The 18,797-nt window shown below is 62.1% G+C and carries 15 protein-coding genes and 1 riboswitch; of the genes, 9 read left to right on the forward strand and 6 right to left on the reverse strand.

The genetic code is table 11. The features are described 5' to 3' along the window. The first annotated feature begins 910 nt into the window (after positions 1-910). The gene (locus LOM8899_RS20155) at positions 911-2,458 is read left to right on the forward strand and encodes a hypothetical protein (protein WP_133065080.1); all 1,548 of its coding nucleotides are present in this window, start codon (positions 911-913) and stop codon (positions 2,456-2,458) included. Between the two features lie 77 nt (positions 2,459-2,535). Here the strand turns inward: LOM8899_RS20155 and hppD are convergent, their stop codons facing one another. After that, positions 2,536-3,639 carry a 4-hydroxyphenylpyruvate dioxygenase gene (gene hppD, locus LOM8899_RS20160; RefSeq protein WP_093994055.1) on the reverse strand — a complete coding sequence of 368 codons (1,104 nt, stop codon included), beginning with the start codon at positions 3,637-3,639 and terminating at the stop codon, positions 2,536-2,538. A 140-nt stretch (positions 3,640-3,779) separates the two neighbouring features. Between hppD and LOM8899_RS20165 the strand changes: the two genes are divergently transcribed. Together LOM8899_RS20165 and LOM8899_RS20170 are read left to right on the forward strand one after the other, a co-directional pair. Further along, on the forward strand, positions 3,780-4,238 hold the full coding sequence (locus LOM8899_RS20165) for an Lrp/AsnC family transcriptional regulator (protein WP_093994056.1): 459 nt from the start codon (positions 3,780-3,782) through the stop codon (positions 4,236-4,238). 297 nt (positions 4,239-4,535) lie between these two features. Continuing rightward, entirely contained in the window at positions 4,536-6,455 is a 1,920-nt protein-coding gene (locus LOM8899_RS20170) for a cation:proton antiporter domain-containing protein (RefSeq protein WP_093994057.1), read from the forward strand. Here the strand turns inward: LOM8899_RS20170 and cobT are convergent. Beyond that, positions 6,452-7,468, reverse strand: a complete 1,017-nt coding sequence (cobT, locus tag LOM8899_RS20175) for a nicotinate-nucleotide--dimethylbenzimidazole phosphoribosyltransferase (RefSeq protein WP_093994058.1) — start codon at positions 7,466-7,468, stop codon at positions 6,452-6,454. The two genes, LOM8899_RS20170 and cobT, sit on opposite strands and share 4 nt — an antisense overlap. Before the next feature lie 70 nt (positions 7,469-7,538). Between cobT and cobS the strand changes: the two genes are divergently transcribed. Then, on the forward strand, positions 7,539-8,315 hold the full coding sequence (gene cobS, locus LOM8899_RS20180; protein ID WP_093994114.1) for an adenosylcobinamide-GDP ribazoletransferase: 777 nt from the start codon (positions 7,539-7,541) through the stop codon (positions 8,313-8,315). A gap of 54 nt (positions 8,316-8,369) precedes the next feature. On the opposite strand, the gene LOM8899_RS20185 is transcribed toward cobS, so the two are convergent. Further along, the gene (locus LOM8899_RS20185; protein ID WP_093994059.1) at positions 8,370-9,107 is read right to left on the reverse strand and encodes an FG-GAP repeat domain-containing protein; all 738 of its coding nucleotides are present in this window, start codon (positions 9,105-9,107) and stop codon (positions 8,370-8,372) included. Continuing rightward, entirely contained in the window at positions 9,107-9,430 is a 324-nt protein-coding gene (locus tag LOM8899_RS20190; protein ID WP_093994060.1) for a 2Fe-2S iron-sulfur cluster-binding protein, read from the reverse strand. Before LOM8899_RS20190 ends, LOM8899_RS20185 begins: the two co-directional genes overlap by 1 nt. A gap of 203 nt (positions 9,431-9,633) precedes the next feature. Between LOM8899_RS20190 and LOM8899_RS20195 the strand changes: the two genes are divergently transcribed. Then, positions 9,634-10,173, forward strand: a complete 540-nt coding sequence (locus tag LOM8899_RS20195) for a peptidoglycan-binding domain-containing protein (protein ID WP_245820653.1) — start codon at positions 9,634-9,636, stop codon at positions 10,171-10,173. A gap of 77 nt (positions 10,174-10,250) precedes the next feature. Here LOM8899_RS20195 and LOM8899_RS20200 read toward each other — a convergent pair whose 3' ends face one another. Continuing rightward, positions 10,251-11,744: a Do family serine endopeptidase gene (locus LOM8899_RS20200; protein WP_093994061.1), complete on the reverse strand. Its 1,494-nt coding sequence runs from the start codon at positions 11,742-11,744 to the stop codon at positions 10,251-10,253. 233 nt (positions 11,745-11,977) lie between these two features. After that, positions 11,978-12,083, forward strand: a riboswitch (glycine riboswitch). A gap of 168 nt (positions 12,084-12,251) precedes the next feature. Here LOM8899_RS20200 and gcvT point away from each other — a divergent pair. From gcvT to LOM8899_RS20220, 4 genes are read left to right on the forward strand one after another with little or no spacing between them, the layout of a single operon-like run. Beyond that, positions 12,252-13,370: a glycine cleavage system aminomethyltransferase GcvT gene (gene gcvT / locus LOM8899_RS20205; RefSeq protein ID WP_093994062.1), complete on the forward strand. Its 1,119-nt coding sequence runs from the start codon at positions 12,252-12,254 to the stop codon at positions 13,368-13,370. Between the two features lie 10 nt (positions 13,371-13,380). Continuing rightward, the gene (gcvH, locus tag LOM8899_RS20210) at positions 13,381-13,740 is read left to right on the forward strand and encodes a glycine cleavage system protein GcvH (protein ID WP_093994063.1); all 360 of its coding nucleotides are present in this window, start codon (positions 13,381-13,383) and stop codon (positions 13,738-13,740) included. A 46-nt stretch (positions 13,741-13,786) separates the two neighbouring features. After that, entirely contained in the window at positions 13,787-16,627 is a 2,841-nt protein-coding gene (gene gcvP / locus LOM8899_RS20215) for an aminomethyl-transferring glycine dehydrogenase (protein ID WP_093994064.1), read from the forward strand. Further along, entirely contained in the window at positions 16,624-17,730 is a 1,107-nt protein-coding gene (locus LOM8899_RS20220) for a fumarylacetoacetate hydrolase family protein (RefSeq protein WP_093994065.1), read from the forward strand. Before gcvP ends, LOM8899_RS20220 begins: the two co-directional genes overlap by 4 nt. On the opposite strand, the gene LOM8899_RS20225 is transcribed toward LOM8899_RS20220, so the two are convergent. Then, complete coding sequence (locus LOM8899_RS20225) at positions 17,727-18,425, reverse strand: fumarylacetoacetate hydrolase family protein (RefSeq protein ID WP_093994066.1); 699 nt, start codon at positions 18,423-18,425, stop codon at positions 17,727-17,729. The two genes, LOM8899_RS20220 and LOM8899_RS20225, sit on opposite strands and share 4 nt — an antisense overlap. Positions 18,426-18,797: the final 372 nt, after the last annotated feature.

Consider the following 18,797-nt stretch of genomic DNA (forward strand, 5'->3'; position numbering starts at 1 on the left):
GCCAGAGCCAGAGCCAGAGCCAGAGCCAGAGCCAGAGCCAGAGCCAGAGCCAGAGCCAGAGCCAGAGCCAGAGCCAGAGCCAGAGCCAGAGCCAGAGCCAGAGCCAGAGCCAGAGCCAGAGCCAGAGCCAGAGAAGATTGCGGCCAGAGCGATGCCTCCGCAAGCTGCTACGCCCGAAAATCCCGAGGAACCGGTATTCAGTTCCCGGCTTGCGGGTTTGCGTGTCGATCGTCGCTCTCCACCGGGCGCGCCCCCGACCGACGTGCCGCCGGTCGGTGAAACGGCAAGACCTGCCGTGGAGCCATCAGGCCCTGCGAAACCGCTTGCGGTGCGCGATACCCCGGTGCCGCCTCCGATCAGCCGACCATCGTTCATGCCGGCGCCGGACGCTCCGCGTCCCACTTCGGCTGTTTCTCCGTCTCCGAATCCGGTGGTTGCCCCTGTTGCCTCCACATCGGACGACAAGCCTTCACCGGCCCCCTCGATCCGTGCCGGAGCTGGTCCATCCGCGCCGATTGACGGAGACGCGCCGCAGCTCGCGCCCGCGACACGAACAGTGGTGCCATCGCCCAGGGTTCAAGCGGCGCTCAAAGCCGCCGTTTCCGCGCCCGGCAAGGTGGACATCGTCCGCCCAACCCCGAGTCTTGGGGCAAGTCTTGATCCGGTTCAGTCAACACAACGCACTCCTCCAGCCGGCGGTGCGAATGCGTTCGATACGAAGCCGAAACAATCCAACGGCGGTTTCTTCTCCAGCCGGCGCAAGAAGGATGCGAAATCCGCTACGGCAAAGGCCAAAGCACCGGTCGACGCGAAGGTCGCAGCGCGCAAGCGTGAGCGAGATCAGCTGACAATCTTCGGCGCCCGCAAAAAAGAAGAAAAGATCGTCGGAGGGAAACCCAGATTTCTTGGTTTGATCCTGACCGCCCTTTTGCTTTTTGTTCTGGCCGGCGTAGCTGCTTGGGCCACGCTTTCAGATGGCGGTCTGGGGCGATTGTTCGGCACCGGCGAGAACCAGCCAGCCGCAACTGCTTCGGCTCCGGAGCAGACATCTGACACCCCTACCGAGACATCGGTCCCAATTACCTCTTCACCCGATGCCGCACCTGTTTTGCAGGAAAACCCGGACGTAGAGGAAAACACCACTCCGGCCGCTGAGGATCTGATCTCGTCGACTGATGAAGTCACCCCTGAGCCGGATGAACTGGCGACAACCGCTCTGGCGACGCCAGCCGAGGCTGTCAACATTGCCCCAGGCGAAGTTTTGAGCCCGGCCGCTGCGGATCGGTTTTACGCCGCCACCGGTGTTTGGCTCAGAGCGCCACGCTTACCGCTCTTGCCGCAATCTGACAGCTTGGGAGAGTTGTCGTTTGCCGGTCAGGACGCGAGCGTCGTGCGAAGTTCGGCAGACACACTGCCGAGCTTGGGCGAACTGGCGCCTGACAGCACCTTGCCGGTTCAGATCACGCCTCCCCCACCGGATGTGGCATTCCCGCGAGACCCACGTGGTTTGATCCTTGCGACCGAGGCGGGCACCCTCACCCCCTACGGAATGCTGATCTACGCCGGGAGCCCGGCAGTTGTGCCTCCGACAAGGCCAAATACAATCGCGCCTCAGCAAGAAGCCACATTGCCAGAAGCGACCGAACCCGCATCGGATGCGCAACCGTCCCCCACCGAAGCCGAGACCTCGGCCGACGACGCAACGCTCCCGATTTCGCCCGAAGACGCCTTGGCGGCACTGCCCGCTTCAGAGCAGACAGAGGCACCCGCATCCGATGCTGTCGAGCGCGTCTCGACCGCTGGTGCTGTCAGCCTCGATGGCCTGCGACCACCGGCACGACCCCTTGATCTTGCCCCTCAAGAAGCGGCGCCTGAGCCGGAGCAGGTGGCATTTGCCGGGCCCAGACCCTCACTTCGCCCAGCCTCCATTGCACCTGCGCCACCTCCAGAAGAAGAAGAGGAGATCGCCGAGGAAGCCCCTGCAGAGCCTGATGTTCAATCCGCTCTGGCTGCCATCGTGGCCTCGGCACCGGATCCCCTCGCCACAGCGACGCCGCAAGCCGTGGCCCGTGCATCCCGCCCAGACGCACGGCCGCAGAACTTCTCTCGAGTCGTTTCACAAGCTCAAACACGGGCCGCTCGCGAGCAGCCTGCCGCGAGTGCGCCGCAGCCCGAAACGGTTTCCTCGGCTGCCGCGCAGCCGACCGGGCCGGTGTCGAGCAGCGTCGCCAGTGCCGCCACGACCGACAATGCGATCAATTTGCGGAACGTGAACCTGATCGGCGTCTACGGACGGCCAAATGACCGCCGGGCGCTCGTCCGTCTGGGCAACGGCCGCTACGTACGGGTCGGCGTCGGAGACAGCCTTGATGGCGGACAGGTGGCGGCGATTGGCGACAACTCGTTGAACTATGTGAAGCGCGGCAGAACCGTTACCCTGCAAATTCCAAGCGGCTAGACGACCGATCTGTGCGCACGAAAACGGCCAACTGCAGTTGCAGCTGGCCGTTTCCTTCAATCTAGCAGCTACTCGGCCTATTCGGCGGCAGTATCGTCCAGCACACCCCGTGCAATCTGATCCGCCTCGATGCTCTCGAACAACGCTTTGAAATTGCCCTCCCCGAAGCCGTCGTCACCTTTGCGCTCGATGAATTCAAAGAAGATGGGACCAATCACCGTCTTGGAGAAGATCTGGAGCAGAATGCGGGTCTCTCCGCCGTCGACAACGCCCTCGCCGTCGATCAGGATTCCGTGCTTCATCATCCGATCCAGCGGCTCTTCATGACCGACAACACGTGACTTGCTGAGATCGTAATATGCTGGCGGCGGCGCGGGCATGAACTTGATCCCTCGCTCGGCAATCTCGTCGACCGACTCGTAGATGTTCTGCGCACCCACGGCGATGTGCTGGATCCCTTCGCCGTTATAGCGCTTGAGATACTCGACGATCTGACCTTTCTCGCCTCGGTCCTCGTTGATCGGAATGCGAATACGTCCGCAAGGCGATGTGAGCGCACGGCTGAACAAGCCGGTAAACTTGCCTTCGATGTCAAAGAACCGGATTTCGCGGAAGTTGAAGATATCGCCGTAGAACTTGAACCACTTGTCCATATTGCCCTTGTGGACATTGTGGGTCAGGTGATCGAGGTAATAAAAGCCCACGCCGCTCGGGTGCGCATCCGTGACCCAATCGAACTCCTCGTTGTACGGACTTGCTTCGTAATACGTGTCGAGGAAATAGATCAAGCTGCCACCAATACCGATGATGGCCGGAGCGTCGATGGTTTTACCGTCCCCCGTATACTCGGTTGCCCCCTTCGAGAGCGCATGTGTCAAAGCGTGCTGAGCATCCACGACCCGCCACCCCATCGACGGCGCACAAGGACCATGTTCCTCCACGAATGCTCGAGCGTGCGAACCGGGTTCATTGTTGATGACGTAGGTGATGTCGCCTTGCTGCCATAGCTGAATGTCTTTGGACTTATGCGTCGCGACATGGACGTAGCCCATCTTGCCGAACAATTCGCGCAGAACCTCGGGTTCCGGATGGGCGAACTCAACGAACTCGAACCCGTCGGTGCCCGCCGGGTTCGCCTCTGTGATCGTGGACTTCGGTGCATCGTGTGGGAAGGGACCCATTGCATTCTCCTGCTGGCATGCCTGTGTTTCGGCATCAGTCTATGATGAATCGCATACACGTTGTGCGCCTATTGAAGCGCAGATATTGCCATTGGCGCGGGTTTCGAGCATGAAATAGCAAAAAGACGAGGATATCCCGCATGCCGCTTGATTCGACTGATATCCGCCTGCTGGCCGCACTTCAGCGGAATGCGCAAATGACGGCGCAAGAGCTAGGTGACGCCCTCAATCTGTCGCCGAGTCAGGCGGGACGCCGAAAGCAGCGATTGGAGACTGAGGGATATATCACGCACTACGCCGCTCGGCTTGATCCAAATCGTGTGGGTTTGGCCGTGCAGGCATTTATACAAGTCCAGCTTGGCACGCATGGCGCCGAAAACGCGCGCAGCTTCGCCACCTTGATTCAAGCCCGCTCAGAGATTGTCAGCGCTTGGACGATGACAGGCGAAGCTGACTACCTGCTGCGATGCTGGACGTCGGACTTGGCCGGTTTGAACAGTTTGATCCACGACGTCGTCTTGGCTCATCCGGCGGTTGCTCGCGTGCAAAGCCAGATTGTCATGGAGCAGTTGAAAGTCGACGCGCCTTTGCCGCTCTAACTTCTGAATTCAACCTAGAGACGAACAAATCCCCAAAACTGAACGCATTGTTAACGCGGCATTAACCTTTTGGCATCATTGATGAATAGTGTGTTCAGGGAAGCAGCGCCCTTGACCCACGCTTGGCCACCCTGAAGCGGGGCCCGGTGTCAGAGACCACCGGATGTAGCCGCTTTGGGGTGCGCCGTGGCGCTTCTCACAAATGATTGATTAGAAGTCAGGCAGTTGCGTGCCTGATGGCGCATTTGCAGACTGTTTCCGATTGCCTTGCCAACAGTCAGTTGTAATAGCTGCAATATGGACGCCTTTCTCCTCCAAGCCTCGATCTATCTCGGCGCGGCCGTGATCGCAGTGCCTTTGGCCGCACGCCTGGGGCTTGGATCGGTTCTGGGCTACTTGCTGGCGGGGATTGCAATCGGTTTCATTCCGGTGATCGGCTCTGGCACCGAGGATCTCCAGCACTTTGCCGAGTTTGGCGTTGTGATGATGCTGTTCCTGATCGGACTAGAACTCGAGCCCCGCGCTTTGTGGAATATGCGGGACCGTCTGATTGGACTTGGCGGATTGCAGGTCGTGGTGACCACCGCGGCGATCATGGGCGGAGCGATGTTGCTCGACCTTGGCTGGTCCGCGGCGCTTGCGGTCGGCCTCATCTTCGCACTGTCATCGACCGCGATCGTCCTTCAGACCCTATCGGAAAAGGGGCTGATGCAAACATCCGGTGGACGCTCGACCTTTTCGGTCTTGTTGACCCAGGACATCGCCGTGATCCCGATGCTGGCCCTGTTGCCGCTGTTGGCCGCCCGCACAAGTCGGGTCGAACTGTCAGAAGACGGTTCCATGCATCTCGTGACCGAGGCCCATGACGATGCGCATGCCGCGCTCAGCCTCGTCGAGGGCCTACCCGGTTGGGGCGTCACCCTTGTCACTCTCGGCGCAGTCGCCGCCGTCATTCTGACCGGCATCTACCTGACCCGCCCGGTCTTTCGCTATATCCACCACGCCCGCCTGAGAGAGATGTACACGGCCCTCGCTCTCTTGATGGTCGTCGGGGTCGCTGTGCTTATGGGCATGGTCGGTCTCTCGCCTGCTTTGGGGACATTTCTCGCTGGCGTCGTCTTGGCAAACTCGGAGTTCCGGCACGAACTGGAAAGCGACCTTGCACCGTTCAAGGGCCTGCTCTTGGGCCTGTTCTTTATCACCGTCGGAGCCGGCATAAATTTTGGCCTGCTGCTCGACGCTCCGTTGCAAATCTTGGGCCTGACCCTTGCCGTGATGGTGATCAAGGGTGCGGTGCTCTATGCCTTGGCGCTGCTCTTCAAGCTAAGAGGCAAAGATCGCTGGCTGTTTACATTGGGCCTCGCGCAGGCTGGTGAATTCGGTTTCGTCCTGGTTTCATTCTCGCTGCAACAAAACGTTCTGGGCGCTCAGTTGTCCGAATGGCTGCTGCTCATCATCGCCTTGTCGATGCTGATCACGCCGCTCCTGTTCATCCTCTTTGACGCGCTATCGCACAGGCTCGAAGCACCGGAAAGCCGGGAGGCGGACGAGATCGACGAACAAGGCACCGTCATCGTCGCTGGCGTCGGTCGGTTTGGACAGGTCGTGAACCGTCTGGTTCAGGGAGCGGGTTTCGCAACCGTCATTCTGGATAACAACCTCGAAACGGTGCAGACGATGCGTCGCTTTGGATTTCGGGGGTATTTCGGAGATCCGACCCGCCCCGAGATCCTACACGCAGCCGGCATCGAAGACGCGCGGGTTCTGGTCGTCGCATTGGATGATCGCAAGGCTGCGACCAAACTGGTGTCCTATGCCCGCAGAATTCGCCCGGATATTCACATCGTTGCGCGCGCTTATGATCGCGTCCATGTCTATGAGCTCTATCAGGCCGGCGCCAACGACATCGTGCGCGAGATGTTTGACTCGTCCCTGCGGGCCGGTCGCTACGTGCTCGAAAACCTTGGGCTCAGCGAGTATGAAGCCTCGGAAGCCGAGATGACGCATTACCACCATGACCGCGCTTCCGTCCGGGAGCTGGCCGATCTGTGGAAGCCCGGTGTTCCGACCAAGGACAACCCCGAATACGTGGCCCGTGCGCGCGAGCTGAGCAAAGAGCTGGAGACGTATTTCGCGAGCCGGAGCGAAACCGGGAGCACTGAACCGAAACCCGAAGCCAACAAGGATCAGGGGTTCCGGTCCAAGTCACGCAACTAGCCGTCGCTCACACCTGCCTCGGCGAATGTCGCCATACCGGAGAGGCATGCAACTGCCGCCTGCATCACGCCGATGGCGAGAGCCGCGCCGGACCCTTCGCCAAGACGCAACCCCATCGACAGGATCGGCTGCTTGTCCAAAGCCTCGAGCAACCGCGCATGTGCGCCCTCCGCGCTCTGATGTCCGGCGACCGCATGATCCAGCGCACCGTTCGACGACTTGGCGAGGACCGCCGCCGCCGCACAGCAGATGAACCCGTCGAGGATGACCGGAATGCGATGGAACCGCGCAGCGGCTATGGCGCCAGCCATCGCCGCGATTTCTCGACCACCGAGACACCGCAAAACCTCCAGGGCCGATGTCATGTCGGCCGCGTTCCGAACCAGCCCGGCAGCGACAGCCGCGGTTTTTCGTGCAAGCCCCGCATCGTCGACGCCGGTGCCACGACCGGTCCAATCCGCAGCGTCGCCTCCGTAGAGCGCAGCCGCGATCGCGGCGGCCGAAGTGGTGTTACCAATCCCCATCTCGCCGGTGACGACCAGATCGGCACCGGGATCCACGGCCTCCCAACCGGCGCGCAAGGCATCGACGACGTCAGCCTCACTCATGGCCGGGCCCTGCGTGAAATCCTGTGTCGGCCGGTCGAGCTCCAGCGCATGAACCTGCATCGTCGCGCCGAAAGTCTTGGCCAGTTGGTTGATCGCCGCTCCACCATGCTCAAAATTGGCCACCATCTGCGCGGTCACTTCCGCGGGGAAGGCCGACACGCCTTGCGCCGTCACCCCGTGATTGCCTGCGAAGATAAGTATCTGCGGCGCCATCAACGTCGGGCGCGCTTGGCCTCTCCACCCCGCGTACCAGATCGCTAGATCTTCTAGACGCCCGAGCGCCCCTGGCGGCTTTGTTAGCTGGCTGTTCCGGTCGTTGGCGGCAGCATTGGCCTCTCCATCCATATCGGGGAGTCCGACCAGACAATCCTGGAATTCCGTTAGAGTCGTGAAGGGGGCTGGCATTGTGGTCCTCTTTGCGTATCCATGGCCCCATGTCCCACAACACGGGCAGGCAGGGAAGGTGGAAATCGGCATGACAAGGCTCCCGCGCGGCTTGATCGCATGGTCCGACATTCCAGCGGCATTGGGGCTGCTCAGCCGGCTGCCGATTCCCGTGGATTCAGACCGCGCGACCAAGCGCGGCGCGAGGGCCGCATGGGCTTGGCCCCTCGCAGGCTTCGTATTGGGCGCGATGGCGGCAATCGTCGGAGCACTGTCGCTTTGGTTCGGCCTTGCCCCTACACTCGCAGCAGGGTTGGCTCTCGCCACTCAGGTCATACTCACAGGCGCCATGCACGAAGACGGGCTTGCGGACTGCGCCGATGGCTTCTGGGGCGGCTGGATCCCGGAGCGAAGGCTCGAAATCATGAAAGACAGCCGAATTGGGGCATACGGGGTCATTGTGCTCGTGCTGACGCTGATTTTGCGTTGGCATGCGCTTGCGCTGCTCTTTGAGGTCGACGCGCTTTGGGCGCCGCTGATTGCCGTCGCAGGACTGAGTCGGGCGCCGATGGTTGCCATGATGGCCCTCTTGCCAAACGCGCGCAGCGGCGGCCTCAGTCGGGCGGTCGGGCGCCCTAGCCCGATTGCTGCCATTCTGGCCGGCGTCATATCCGTGCTGGTTGGACTGCTTTTGTTGGGTTCGGTGGCGATCCTGCTCGCGCTGACCAATTGCGCCATAGTCTTGGGCTGGGCCGCTCTTTGTCGCCGCAAAATCGGCGGCCAGACGGGAGACACCTTGGGAGCCTTGCAACAACTCAGCGAAATCGGAGCGCTTCTGGTTCTCGCTGCGGGAATGGGGCTTGGCTAGGGCGGCACTGTTCCGATTTCAAAAATCAGCAATGCGCGGTAGCGCTCAATTGGATCAGAACCGGCAAGCAAGCGCGTCGGCAAACGATGCGCGGTTCTTATGCGCACCGATTTCGCGGCCGACCAGTTCGCCGTCCTGAAACCGAACCGCGACCACGTGACGCCAATCGGCACTCGCCACGATCATCTCAGGGCCCTGACCGCACTCTCGAATGCCACCCGCGATGTCGGCCTCACCGATCCGGTGATTGGTCAACCCACCGATCGCTGCGATCTCAGTCAGCACGCTTTCGTCAAAGCGCCAGACCCGCAAGGTTCGGGCCAGATGCGGACGATCGATATAGGCGACCTCGATTTGCCCGTCGCCATCCAGATCAGCCGCGCCGATCGGGGCGAGCCAACGGTGGGTTTGCCCGATGAACGGCGTTGCCGCCACGAGTCCACCGTCGCCGCCATAGATCGCCAATCGAGCGCCTCGATCGATGTCGGTTTCCACGACGACGACCTCGTTGGTGCCATCGCCGTCCATGTCGACGAGGCGCGGGGCGACATCTTCGAACACCCGGCTGTCTGGCAGTCGCAGCGTGATCGTTTGGATGTTGCCCACCGCGCAACGAGCGCATCGGTCGACGACCAGTCCCACGGCACCCCATTCGATGGCGTCGCCGAGGATGCCGTGATCGTAGCGCGTCGTCGGCTCGGTGTAGCGGGCCGACACGACACTATCGGTCGGGGTCGCCCCCGCCTGCCCGCCCCAAAGGCAGAATACCAAGAGCGCGGACGGGAATCGCATCAGATCTGCTTTTCGGGCATTTGCACCACGAGACCGTCGAGCGCATCGGTGACCTTCAACTGGCATGTCAGACGCGATCGGACAGGATCAGGCTCGTACGCGAAATCGAGCATGTCCTCTTCCATCGCATCCTTGGCGGGCAGTTTCTCTACCCAGTCGGCAGACACGTAAACGTGACAGGTCGAGCAGGCGCAGGCACCACCACAATCGGCCTCGATCCCCGGAATCCCGTTGTCGCGGGCGCCTTCCATCACGGTCAAACCGTTCGAGACGTCGACGACATGTTCTTTGCCGCCATGCTCAATATACGTAATCTTGGCCATATGCCTTGGGTCTCCATCGAAAGCTGATCTATCCGGGGCATATGTAGACAAGCTTTGCGCTGCCGACCAGAGGCTGTTCCTGTCCTGTGGGGGATCCGCGACAGTTCGCGCCTCGTTGAAGGCGGTATCGCCTCTGCGCTTGGCCTGTGCCCCTTGCCCGGCTAATCTGTGGGCAACAATAACGAGGCAGGTCATCGCGCCTGATGAGCAGAGCAAACTTCTATATGTCGGCCTTGTCGGGTCTGGCGCTGGCTGCCTGTGCAGCACAACCGTCCGCGGTGCCCGAAATGGTGCCCGCCTTTATGGCGGCTCAAATCGAGAGCGACAGTGACGGCCGCTGTTTCGGCCGCGACATCACTCCGGCAGTGATCGAAACCGTGACCGCGCAAGTGCTCGACGCGCCTGCCACGATTGCTGAGGATGGCAGCGTCATATCCCCTGCGTTCTACCGGAGCGAGATCCGCCAACAGATCACCCGCGAACGCCAGGAGGTCGCCTTCGAGACCCTTTGCCCCCCTGCCTACACGGTAGAATTCGTGCAAACGCTACAACGTGCCCTCAAGGCGCGCGGCTATTACACCGGGGATGTCCACGGTCATCTCGATACGATGACAGGCCGCGCGGTTCAGGAATTTCAGCGCGATGATGGGCCCGACAGTCCTTTGCTATGGATCGCGACGGCACGTGAACTCGGGATCGTCGAACTGTCACCAGAGCAAATCGACCTGCTCAACACTATGTGACGACACCGCATCGTCGAAAACAGAAAGGCGCCCCAAAGGGCGCCTTTCATGAGGGCTGATGCGTTTCGATCCGCTGATCAATCCGTATCGAGAACCAATGCCACGAAGCGTGGGTCACCACCCCGCCGCACCAGCAGCAGCAGCGACTTGCGCCCTGCCTCCGTTGCCGCGTCGATCCGGGCCGTGAAATCCTCGACCGTCGCGATGGCCTGCTGTCCTGCTTCGGTGATCACATCGCCGGCCATCAAGCCCTTTTCCTCTGCATCGGAGAGAGGCTCGACCGAGGTGATGACGAGGCCCTCGGTCTCGGAGATGCCATACTGATCGGCCAATTCCTCGGTGATCTCGGAGAGGCTCAGGCCGAGCATTTCCAACTCCTCCGGAGCCGCAGGCTCTTCGGCTTCGGCAGAGGCAGGGACAGCCGCCTCGGCTTCTTCGCGGCGACCGAGTGTGATGGTCAGCGTCACGGTTTCACCGCCGCGCAGCACTTCGACGATGACGTCGGTGCCGACCGGCGCGTTGCCCACCATGCGGACGAGTTCGCGCGTGTCGGGGACCATCAGACCGTCAAACGACAGGATCACATCGCCAGCAAGCACGCCGCCGTCCTCCGCCGGGCCGGGAGGCACGTCCGTGACCATTGCGCCGGCGGACGAGGTCAACCCGTCGATCGCATCGACCATGTCCGGCGTAATGTCCTGAATGCGAACACCCAGCCAACCGCGCCGTGTCTCGCCATATTCCTGCAGCTGCCCGACGACGTTCTCGACGACGGCAGCGGACATGGCGAAGCCGATGCCGATCGATCCACCGTTGGGGGACAGGATTGCGGTGTTCACACCGATGACTTCGCCTTGCAGGTTGAACAACGGACCGCCCGAATTGCCGCGGTTGATTGCAGCATCCGTCTGGATGTAGTCGTCATAAGTGCCCGAAAGCGCCCGATTGCGGGCCGAGACGATACCGGCGCTGACCGAAAAGCCCTGCCCCAGTGGATTGCCCATCGCCATCACCCAGTCGCCGACCCGGCTTCCCGGTCCGTCGCTGTCACCGAAATCCACATAGGGCAAATCCGTCGCATCGACCTTGAGCAGCGCTATATCGGTATTCGGATCGGTGCCAATGAGGTCCGCCTGAAGCAATTCGCCTCCACCGGGGAAGAATTCGATCTCGATCTCGTCCGCCCCTTCGATCACGTGATTGTTCGTCACGATATAGCCGTCGGGCGAAATCACGAAACCGGAGCCGAGCGCGGATGACCGGCGGGGCGCACCGTCGCCCCGATCCTGAAAGTCGCGGAAGAAATCCTCGAAGGGTGAGCCTTCCGGCACCATGCCTTCTGGGCCCGTGCTGGAGGCCACTACCGTGGACGTGGTGATGTTCACGACCGCAGGGCTGACCATCTCGGCAAGTTCGGCAAAGCTGATGGGACGACCGTCGTCCATCGTCTCGACGGGAAGAGCTTCCTGTGCGGACACTGGCAGAGCCTGACCGAGAGCCAATACGGCGCCCACGGCAAGCCCGCCAAGAAACAGCCGGGGCCAGTAAGTGTCGGCTTGATCGTGTGTCATTGTCTTTGCGATTGCCTGTGATTGCACGGGATGCTCCCTTTGTATTGCCAAACCCCGGGCGACCGGATTGCCGTCTGCCCGCTGCGTTATTGGTGAATGTAGGGCGGCAGGCCCGCAACGCAAAGCCTGAAAAGCAATCGTCACCGGCCCGTGATCGCGGCAAGGGCCGCGGCAGGACACAGACAGTGATTGTTGGGCCTTGCCAATACGATGCCGTCCCGGCTATCGATATCACGTCAGGTTCGGGAGAACCCGGTCCCAATCGTTCGTGGGTTGGTATCGGTGCCGAAGGAGCATCCGCCCCGGTAAACTCTCAGGCAAAAGGACCTTGCCTGGCTAACAGATTCTGGAGAGTGGCCGCCCCCGATGAGGGAACGGCCCGCCGAAGGGATAACAATCTCAGGCGCCTTTCGAGGCAGGGACAGATGGGGCATCAAACCGTGGGCGAAGCCGTCCGCGAATAATGATGCCCGGCCAAGTTCGGCTGGCCAGACAGGGACCGACCATATGACCGAGCTCGAGCAACTGCCCTTGCATGACCTTCACCTTGAGTTGGGCGGCAAGATCGTGCCCTTTGCCGGCTATGAGATGCCGGTGCAGTACCCCCTCGGGGTCATGCAAGAGCATCTGCATTGTCGCGCCAATGCCGGCCTCTTTGACGTCAGCCACATGGGGCAGGTGTTGCTGAAGCCCAAAGGCACCATGGAGCAAACCGCACTGGCGTTTGAAGAATTGATGCCCGTCGATGTGGCGGGATTGCCCGAGGGCCGTCAACGCTACGGCCTGCTGACCAATGACGACGGCGGCATTCTGGACGATCTGATGTTCGCCAACCGGGGCGATCACTTCTTTGTCGTCGTGAACGCGGCCTGCAAGGCGGCCGACATCGCCCACATGACCGCGCATCTGTCGGAAACCACGGACGTGATCCCTGTCACCGACCGCGCTCTGCTGGCCTTGCAGGGCCCAAAGGCCGAGGCCGCTCTTTCCGTACTGATACCGGATGTCACGGCCATGCGGTTCATGGACGTCCTCACGCTCGCGACGATCTATGACGAGATGTGGATCTCGCGTTCCGGCTATACCGGCGAGGACGGCTTTGAAATCTCGCTCCCCCAAGCAGGCGCCGAAGGCTTCGCCAGAGCGTTGCTGGAGATGGAGGCCGTGACACCCGTCGGCCTTGGCGCTCGGGATTCGCTCCGTCTTGAAGCGGGGCTCTGCCTCTATGGGCACGACATCGACGAGACGACGTCGCCGGTCGAGGCCGGGCTGACATGGGCCATCCAGAAAGTGCGCCGCAGCGGCGGTGACCGGGCCGGCGGGTTTCCCGGCGCCGCCCGGATCCTTGCCGAGTTGACCGATGGTCCGTCGCGCAAGCGGGTCGGCCTTCGGCCGGAAGGCCGTGCGCCGATGCGCGAAGGCACGGCCCTGTTCGAGGGCGACACCGAAATCGGCAAAGTGACCTCCGGTGGCTTTGGCCCCACGGTCGGCGCCCCCATCGCCATGGGCTATGTCCGTTCCGAACACGCCGCGGCAGACACGACGATCACCGGCGAAGTGCGCGGCAAACGCTTGCCGGCCACCATCAGCCCGATGCCCTTTACCCCCACCTCTTACAAACGTTGAGGATCACACAATGAAATACACCGAAGATCACGAATGGCTGCGTGTCGAAGACGACCTGATCGTCGTCGGCATCACCGAACACGCCGCGACGCAGCTTGGCGATATCGTCTTTGTCGAATTGCCCGAGATCGAGACCATGGTCGCCAAGGGTGACGAGGTCATCGTGATCGAAAGCGTCAAGGCCGCTTCGGACATCCTCGCCCCGCTCGACGGTGAGATCGTCGAAGTGAACGAAGCTCTTGGGGACACCCCCGGCCTCGTCAACGAAGACCCCACCGGCACCGCTTGGTTCTTCAAGCTGAAAGTCGACGATCTTTCCGTCCTCGACGATTTCTTGGACGAATACGAATACGCCGACCTTATCGCCTGACACCGCAATCGGCACCGCTCTGGATTTCGCCCTCAAAGGACACAAGATGCCCTACACGCCAACCACATATGACACATATGATTTTGCCAACAGGCGCCATATCGGCCCCTCGCCCAGCGAAATGGACGAGATGCTGGAGGTCGTCGGTGCGGCGGATTTGGATGCGCTGATCGCGGAAACGGTGCCGAAAGCAATCCGACAGGCCGATCCGTTGACATGGGCGCCGCTCACGGAGCACCACTTGCTTGACCGGATGCGCGAGGTTGCGGCCAAGAACAAGGTGATGACCTCGCTTATCGGCCAAGGCTACTATGGCACGGTCACGCCACCTGCGATCCAGCGCAATATCCTCGAGAACCCTGCGTGGTACACGGCCTATACTCCGTATCAACCAGAGATCGCGCAGGGCCGGCTGGAGGCGCTCCTGAACTATCAGACCATGGTGGCCGATCTGACGGGTCTGCCCGTCGCCAACGCGTCCTTGCTGGACGAGGCGACCGCCGCGGCCGAGGCGATGACCACCGCCAATCGGGTTGCCAAATCCAAAGCCAAGGGCTTCTTCGTCGACCGCAACTGCCATCCGCAGACCATCGCCGTCGTGCAAACCCGCGCCACGCCTCTCGGGATCGAGGTCATCGTGGGCGACCCCGCCGACCTCGACCCCGAAGCCGTCTTTGCCGCGCTGTTCCAATATCCCGGAACCTATGGCCATGTCGTCGACTACACCGACGACATCGCCCGCCTGCACGAGGCCAAAGCCGTCGCCATCGTGGCGACCGACCTTTTGGCTCTAACGATGCTCAAGGAACCGGGCGCGATGGGGGCGGATATTGCCGTCGGCTCGTCGCAGCGCTTCGGCGTGCCGATGGGCTATGGCGGACCACATGCCGCCTTCATGGCTTGCCAGGACGACTACAAGCGCGCCATGCCGGGGCGGATCGTGGGCGTCTCTGTCGACGCGCGTGGCAATATGGCCTACCGTCTGTCGCTGCAAACGCGCGAACAGCACATCCGCCGCGAGAAAGCGACGTCCAACGTTTGCACCGCACAGGCCCTGCTGGCCGTCATGGCCTCCTTCTTTGCGGTGATGCACGGCCCGGAGGGGCTTCGCGCGATTGCCGAGCAGGTGCATTTCCGGACCGTTCGGCTGGCCAAGGCCTTGCGGGCCGCGGGGGCCAAGGTATCGCCCAAGCACTACTTTGATACCATCACCGTCGAGGTCGGGGTCGGCCAGGCGGGCATCCTTGCCGCCGCCCGCGCCGAGGGTATCAATTTGCGCAAGATCGGCAACGACCGGGTCGGCATATCGCTGGACGAGACGACCGACGACAAGGTGCTGCACCGCGTTCTGCGGGCCTTTGGGATCGAGATCGCACCTCCGCATCGCGAAACTTGGGGCGTGCCCAAGGAGATGCTGCGCGAAACCGAATACCTCACCCATCCGGTGTTCCACATGAACCGTGCGGAATCCGAGATGATGCGCTATATGCGGCGATTGTCGGATCGGGATCTCGCGCTGGACCGGGCGATGATCCCGCTGGGCTCCTGCACGATGAAGCTCAACGCCGCCGCCGAAATGATGCCGATCACCTGGCCGGAATTCGGGGCGCTGCATCCGTTTGCACCCGTGGATCAAGCCGCCGGCTATGTCGAGGCGATCACCGATCTGTCTGAAAAGCTGTGTGAAATCACCGGCTATGACGCCATGTCGATGCAGCCGAACTCCGGCGCGCAGGGCGAATATGCGGGGCTTTTGACCATTGCCGCCTATCACCGCGGCCGTGGCGATCTGGACCGCAACATCTGCCTGATCCCGGTCTCGGCGCATGGCACCAACCCGGCCTCGGCACAGATGGCGGGGATGAAGGTCGTCGTGGTGAAATCGGCACCGAACGGCGACGTCGATCTGGTGGATTTCCGCGACAAGGCCGAGGCGGCCGGCGACAATCTCGCCGCCTGCATGATCACCTATCCGTCGACACACGGCGTGTTTGAGGAAACCGTCCGCGAGATCTGTGAGATCACGCATCAGCACGGCGGGCAGGTCTACCTCGACGGGGCCAACCTGAACGCCATGGTGGGCCTGGTCAAACCGGGCGAGATCGGCTCGGACGTGAGCCACCTGAACCTGCACAAGACCTTTGCCATCCCGCATGGCGGCGGTGGTCCCGGCATGGGGCCGATCGGGGTCAAAGCCCACCTCGCCCCCTATCTGCCCGGCCATCCGCAGACGGGCGGCGACGAAGGCCCGGTCTCTGCCGCCCCCTATGGCTCTGCCTCGATCCTGCTGATTTCATGGGCCTATTGCCTGATGATGGGCGGGCCGGGGCTGACCCAGGCGACCAAGGTTGCGATCCTGAATGCGAACTATATCGCAGCGCGGCTGCGCGGCGCCTACGACGTGCTGTTCATGGGCAACAAGGGCCGGGTCGCGCATGAGTGCATCCTCGACACGCGTCCCTTTGCCGATGTGGGCGTCACTGTGGACGACATCGCCAAGCGCCTGATCGACAACGGGTTTCACGCACCCACGATGAGTTGGCCGGTGACAGGCACGTTGATGGTTGAACCAACCGAGAGCGAGACCAAGGCCGAGATCGACCGGTTTGTCACCGCCCTGCTGGCGATCCGGGATGAGATCCGCGCCGTCGAGGCCGGCGAAATCTCTGCCACCGACAGTCCGCTGCATCACGCCCCGCATACGGTGGAAGACCTGATCGCAGATTGGGACCGCAAGTATCCCCGCGAACAAGGCGTCTTCCCACCCGGAGCGTTTCGCGTGGACAAGTATTGGCCCCCTGTCGGTAGGGTCGACAACGTCTTTGGTGACCGCAATCTGGTGTGCACCTGCCCCCCTCTAGAGAGCTATCAGGACGCCGCAGAATGACAGAATTGGCACCACAGGGCCTTTGGCTCGGCCGGGTAGAAACCGCAGCGGGACCGAGCGTTGTTACCCTCCGGGACGGGCGGGTTATCGACATCACGAGTCGCGCCGCCCCGACGGTCAGCGACGTGTTGGAGCAAGCGAACCCAGCCGAGTATGTGCGCACGGCCACGGGCCAAGACATTGGTTCCTTGGAGGATTTGGCCACGAGCCTGCTTGCCCCATGCGATCTTCAGGCGGTCAAGGCCTGCGGCGTGACCTTTGCCGGCTCCATGGTCGAGCGGGTGATCGAAGAACGCGCGGCGGGAGATCCGAGCAAGGCCCAGGAGATCCGCGCCCGCGTCGGCTCACTGATCGGCGACAGCCTTGCCAACATCGTGCCGGGCAGCGAAAAAGCAGCGACGGTCAAGTCGGCCTTGATCGCGGAGGGGCTGTGGTCTCAATACCTTGAGGTCGGTATCGGGCCTGACGCCGAGGTCTTTACCAAGGCGCCTGTGCTTTCATCCGTTGGCCACGGTGCGGCCGTTGGATTGCATCCGAACTCGGAATGGAACAATCCGGAGCCAGAGGTCGTGCTGGCCGTCAATTCGCGGGGCGAAATCGTTGGGGCCACCTTGGGCAACGACGTCAACCTGCGTGATATCGAAGGGCGTTCGGCGCTGCTTTTGGGCAAGGCCAAGGACAACAACGCCTCGTGCTCCATCGGTCCGATGATCCGGCTTTTCGATCAAGGCTTTAGCCTCGATACGGTGCGCGGATTGGAACTGTCATTGACGGTGACCGGCGCCGACGGATTCGAGATGAAGGGCGCGTCGCGGATGTCTGCCATCAGCCGCGATCCGGCCGATCTGGTTGCGCAGACCATCGGCGATCATCACCAGTATCCCGACGGCTTCATGCTGTTTTTGGGCACGCTTTTCGCCCCAACCCAAGACCGGTTCGGTCCGGGCCAGGGCTTTACCCATGCGGTCGGCGACATCGTGCGCATATCGACGCCGGAGCTTGGCCTGCTGGAGAACGAGGTTCGCCTCTCAACCCATTGTCCCAAATGGGATTTCGGCATCCGCGACCTGATGCGCAATCTGGCGGGGCGCGGCCTGATCTAGGCCGGGTCGCCAATCGTCAATCGCAGCGGTTCCAGCCCGTCGATCCCCCCGTCGAGCACATCGCCGGGGGAGACCGGGCCGACGCCTGCGGGCGTGCCGGTCATGATCAGATCGCCCGGCACGAGGTGATAGAACCCCGACAAGTGGGCGATGATCTCGGGCACGGACCAGACCATTTCGGCCAGCGTCGCGTCTTGGCGCGTCTCGGCGTTCTGTTGCAGCCAGATGCGCTGTGCACCGATGTCTCCAAATGCCTCCGCCGGCGTCAGGGGCCCAAAAACCGCTGCGTTTTCAACGTCTTTCCCCAAATCCCACGGCCTTTGTTTCTTGCGTTCCGAGAGTTGTAGATCCCGGCGTGTCATGTCGAGGGCGCAAGCGTAACCAAAAACAACCTCCATCGCGCGGTCCTTATTGATTCGGAATGCGGACGCGCCGATGGCGACGGCAAGCTCCATCTCGAAATGGAAGTCATCGGTCCCCGGTGGATAGGGCGTTACCGCGCCGCTCAACACCGTGGCGTGACAGGATTTGGTGAAATAGAACGGCTTTTCCCTGTCGACCTCCTGCCCCATTTCGGCGGCGTGCGCGGCGTAGTTGCGGCCCACGCAGAAGATGCGCCCGACCGGATAGACCGCGGTCTGTCCGACGACGGGTAGGATCGGTTGCGGGCGGGGTGGAAAGACATAGTCGGGCATCAGAGCCTCCGTTTCGGGATGGCCACGCGATTGGCATGTCCCACCGCAGCTTGTTGAGATTGCGTCATTTATTGACGAGAAACGCCGCAGGAACAAGGCCACGATCCGCACGGCCCCTGGCCATTTCCGGCCGCCTTAGACGGCCGCCCAGACGTGCGGCGATTGCTGGCAGGCTTTAACGCCGCAGCACATCGACCTTGAGCATTGCCGACCAAAGCGGACGCGCAACGCCTTGGGTTCGAGGCCGGAGCGTGTCGCGCGGGCTGCGTGTCATGGCGCTTGATGCCAGCCGATTCGGCGGTCATGACACGCCGCGCGACCGGAGCCGGCCCCGTTTTCGGCGGGATTTCCGGGGTTTATCGCGGCCGGCCA

The organism is Flavimaricola marinus, assembly GCF_900184895.1.
GTDB lineage: Bacteria > Pseudomonadota > Alphaproteobacteria > Rhodobacterales > Rhodobacteraceae > Flavimaricola > Flavimaricola marinus.

What these genes read in the sequence shown, in the direction of transcription:
- LOM8899_RS20225 (WP_093994066.1), bottom strand. Translation starts at nt 18,425, where the DNA reads ATGCCCGACTATGTCTTTCCACCCCGCCCGCAACCGATCCTACCCGTC.
- LOM8899_RS20195 (WP_245820653.1), top strand. Translation starts at nt 9,634, where the DNA reads ATGAGCAGAGCAAACTTCTATATGTCGGCCTTGTCGGGTCTGGCGCTG.
- LOM8899_RS20220 (WP_093994065.1), top strand. Translation starts at nt 16,624, where the DNA reads ATGACAGAATTGGCACCACAGGGCCTTTGGCTCGGCCGGGTAGAAACC.
- LOM8899_RS20185 (WP_093994059.1), bottom strand. Translation starts at nt 9,107, where the DNA reads ATGCGATTCCCGTCCGCGCTCTTGGTATTCTGCCTTTGGGGCGGGCAG.
- cobS (WP_093994114.1), top strand. Translation starts at nt 7,539, where the DNA reads ATGACAAGGCTCCCGCGCGGCTTGATCGCATGGTCCGACATTCCAGCG.
- LOM8899_RS20165 (WP_093994056.1), top strand. Translation starts at nt 3,780, where the DNA reads ATGCCGCTTGATTCGACTGATATCCGCCTGCTGGCCGCACTTCAGCGG.
- hppD (WP_093994055.1), bottom strand. Translation starts at nt 3,639, where the DNA reads ATGGGTCCCTTCCCACACGATGCACCGAAGTCCACGATCACAGAGGCG.
- LOM8899_RS20190 (WP_093994060.1), bottom strand. Translation starts at nt 9,430, where the DNA reads ATGGCCAAGATTACGTATATTGAGCATGGCGGCAAAGAACATGTCGTC.
- LOM8899_RS20170 (WP_093994057.1), top strand. Translation starts at nt 4,536, where the DNA reads ATGGACGCCTTTCTCCTCCAAGCCTCGATCTATCTCGGCGCGGCCGTG.
- gcvP (WP_093994064.1), top strand. Translation starts at nt 13,787, where the DNA reads ATGCCCTACACGCCAACCACATATGACACATATGATTTTGCCAACAGG.
- LOM8899_RS20200 (WP_093994061.1), bottom strand. Translation starts at nt 11,744, where the DNA reads ATGACACACGATCAAGCCGACACTTACTGGCCCCGGCTGTTTCTTGGC.
- gcvH (WP_093994063.1), top strand. Translation starts at nt 13,381, where the DNA reads ATGAAATACACCGAAGATCACGAATGGCTGCGTGTCGAAGACGACCTG.
- gcvT (WP_093994062.1), top strand. Translation starts at nt 12,252, where the DNA reads ATGACCGAGCTCGAGCAACTGCCCTTGCATGACCTTCACCTTGAGTTG.
- cobT (WP_093994058.1), bottom strand. Translation starts at nt 7,468, where the DNA reads ATGCCAGCCCCCTTCACGACTCTAACGGAATTCCAGGATTGTCTGGTC.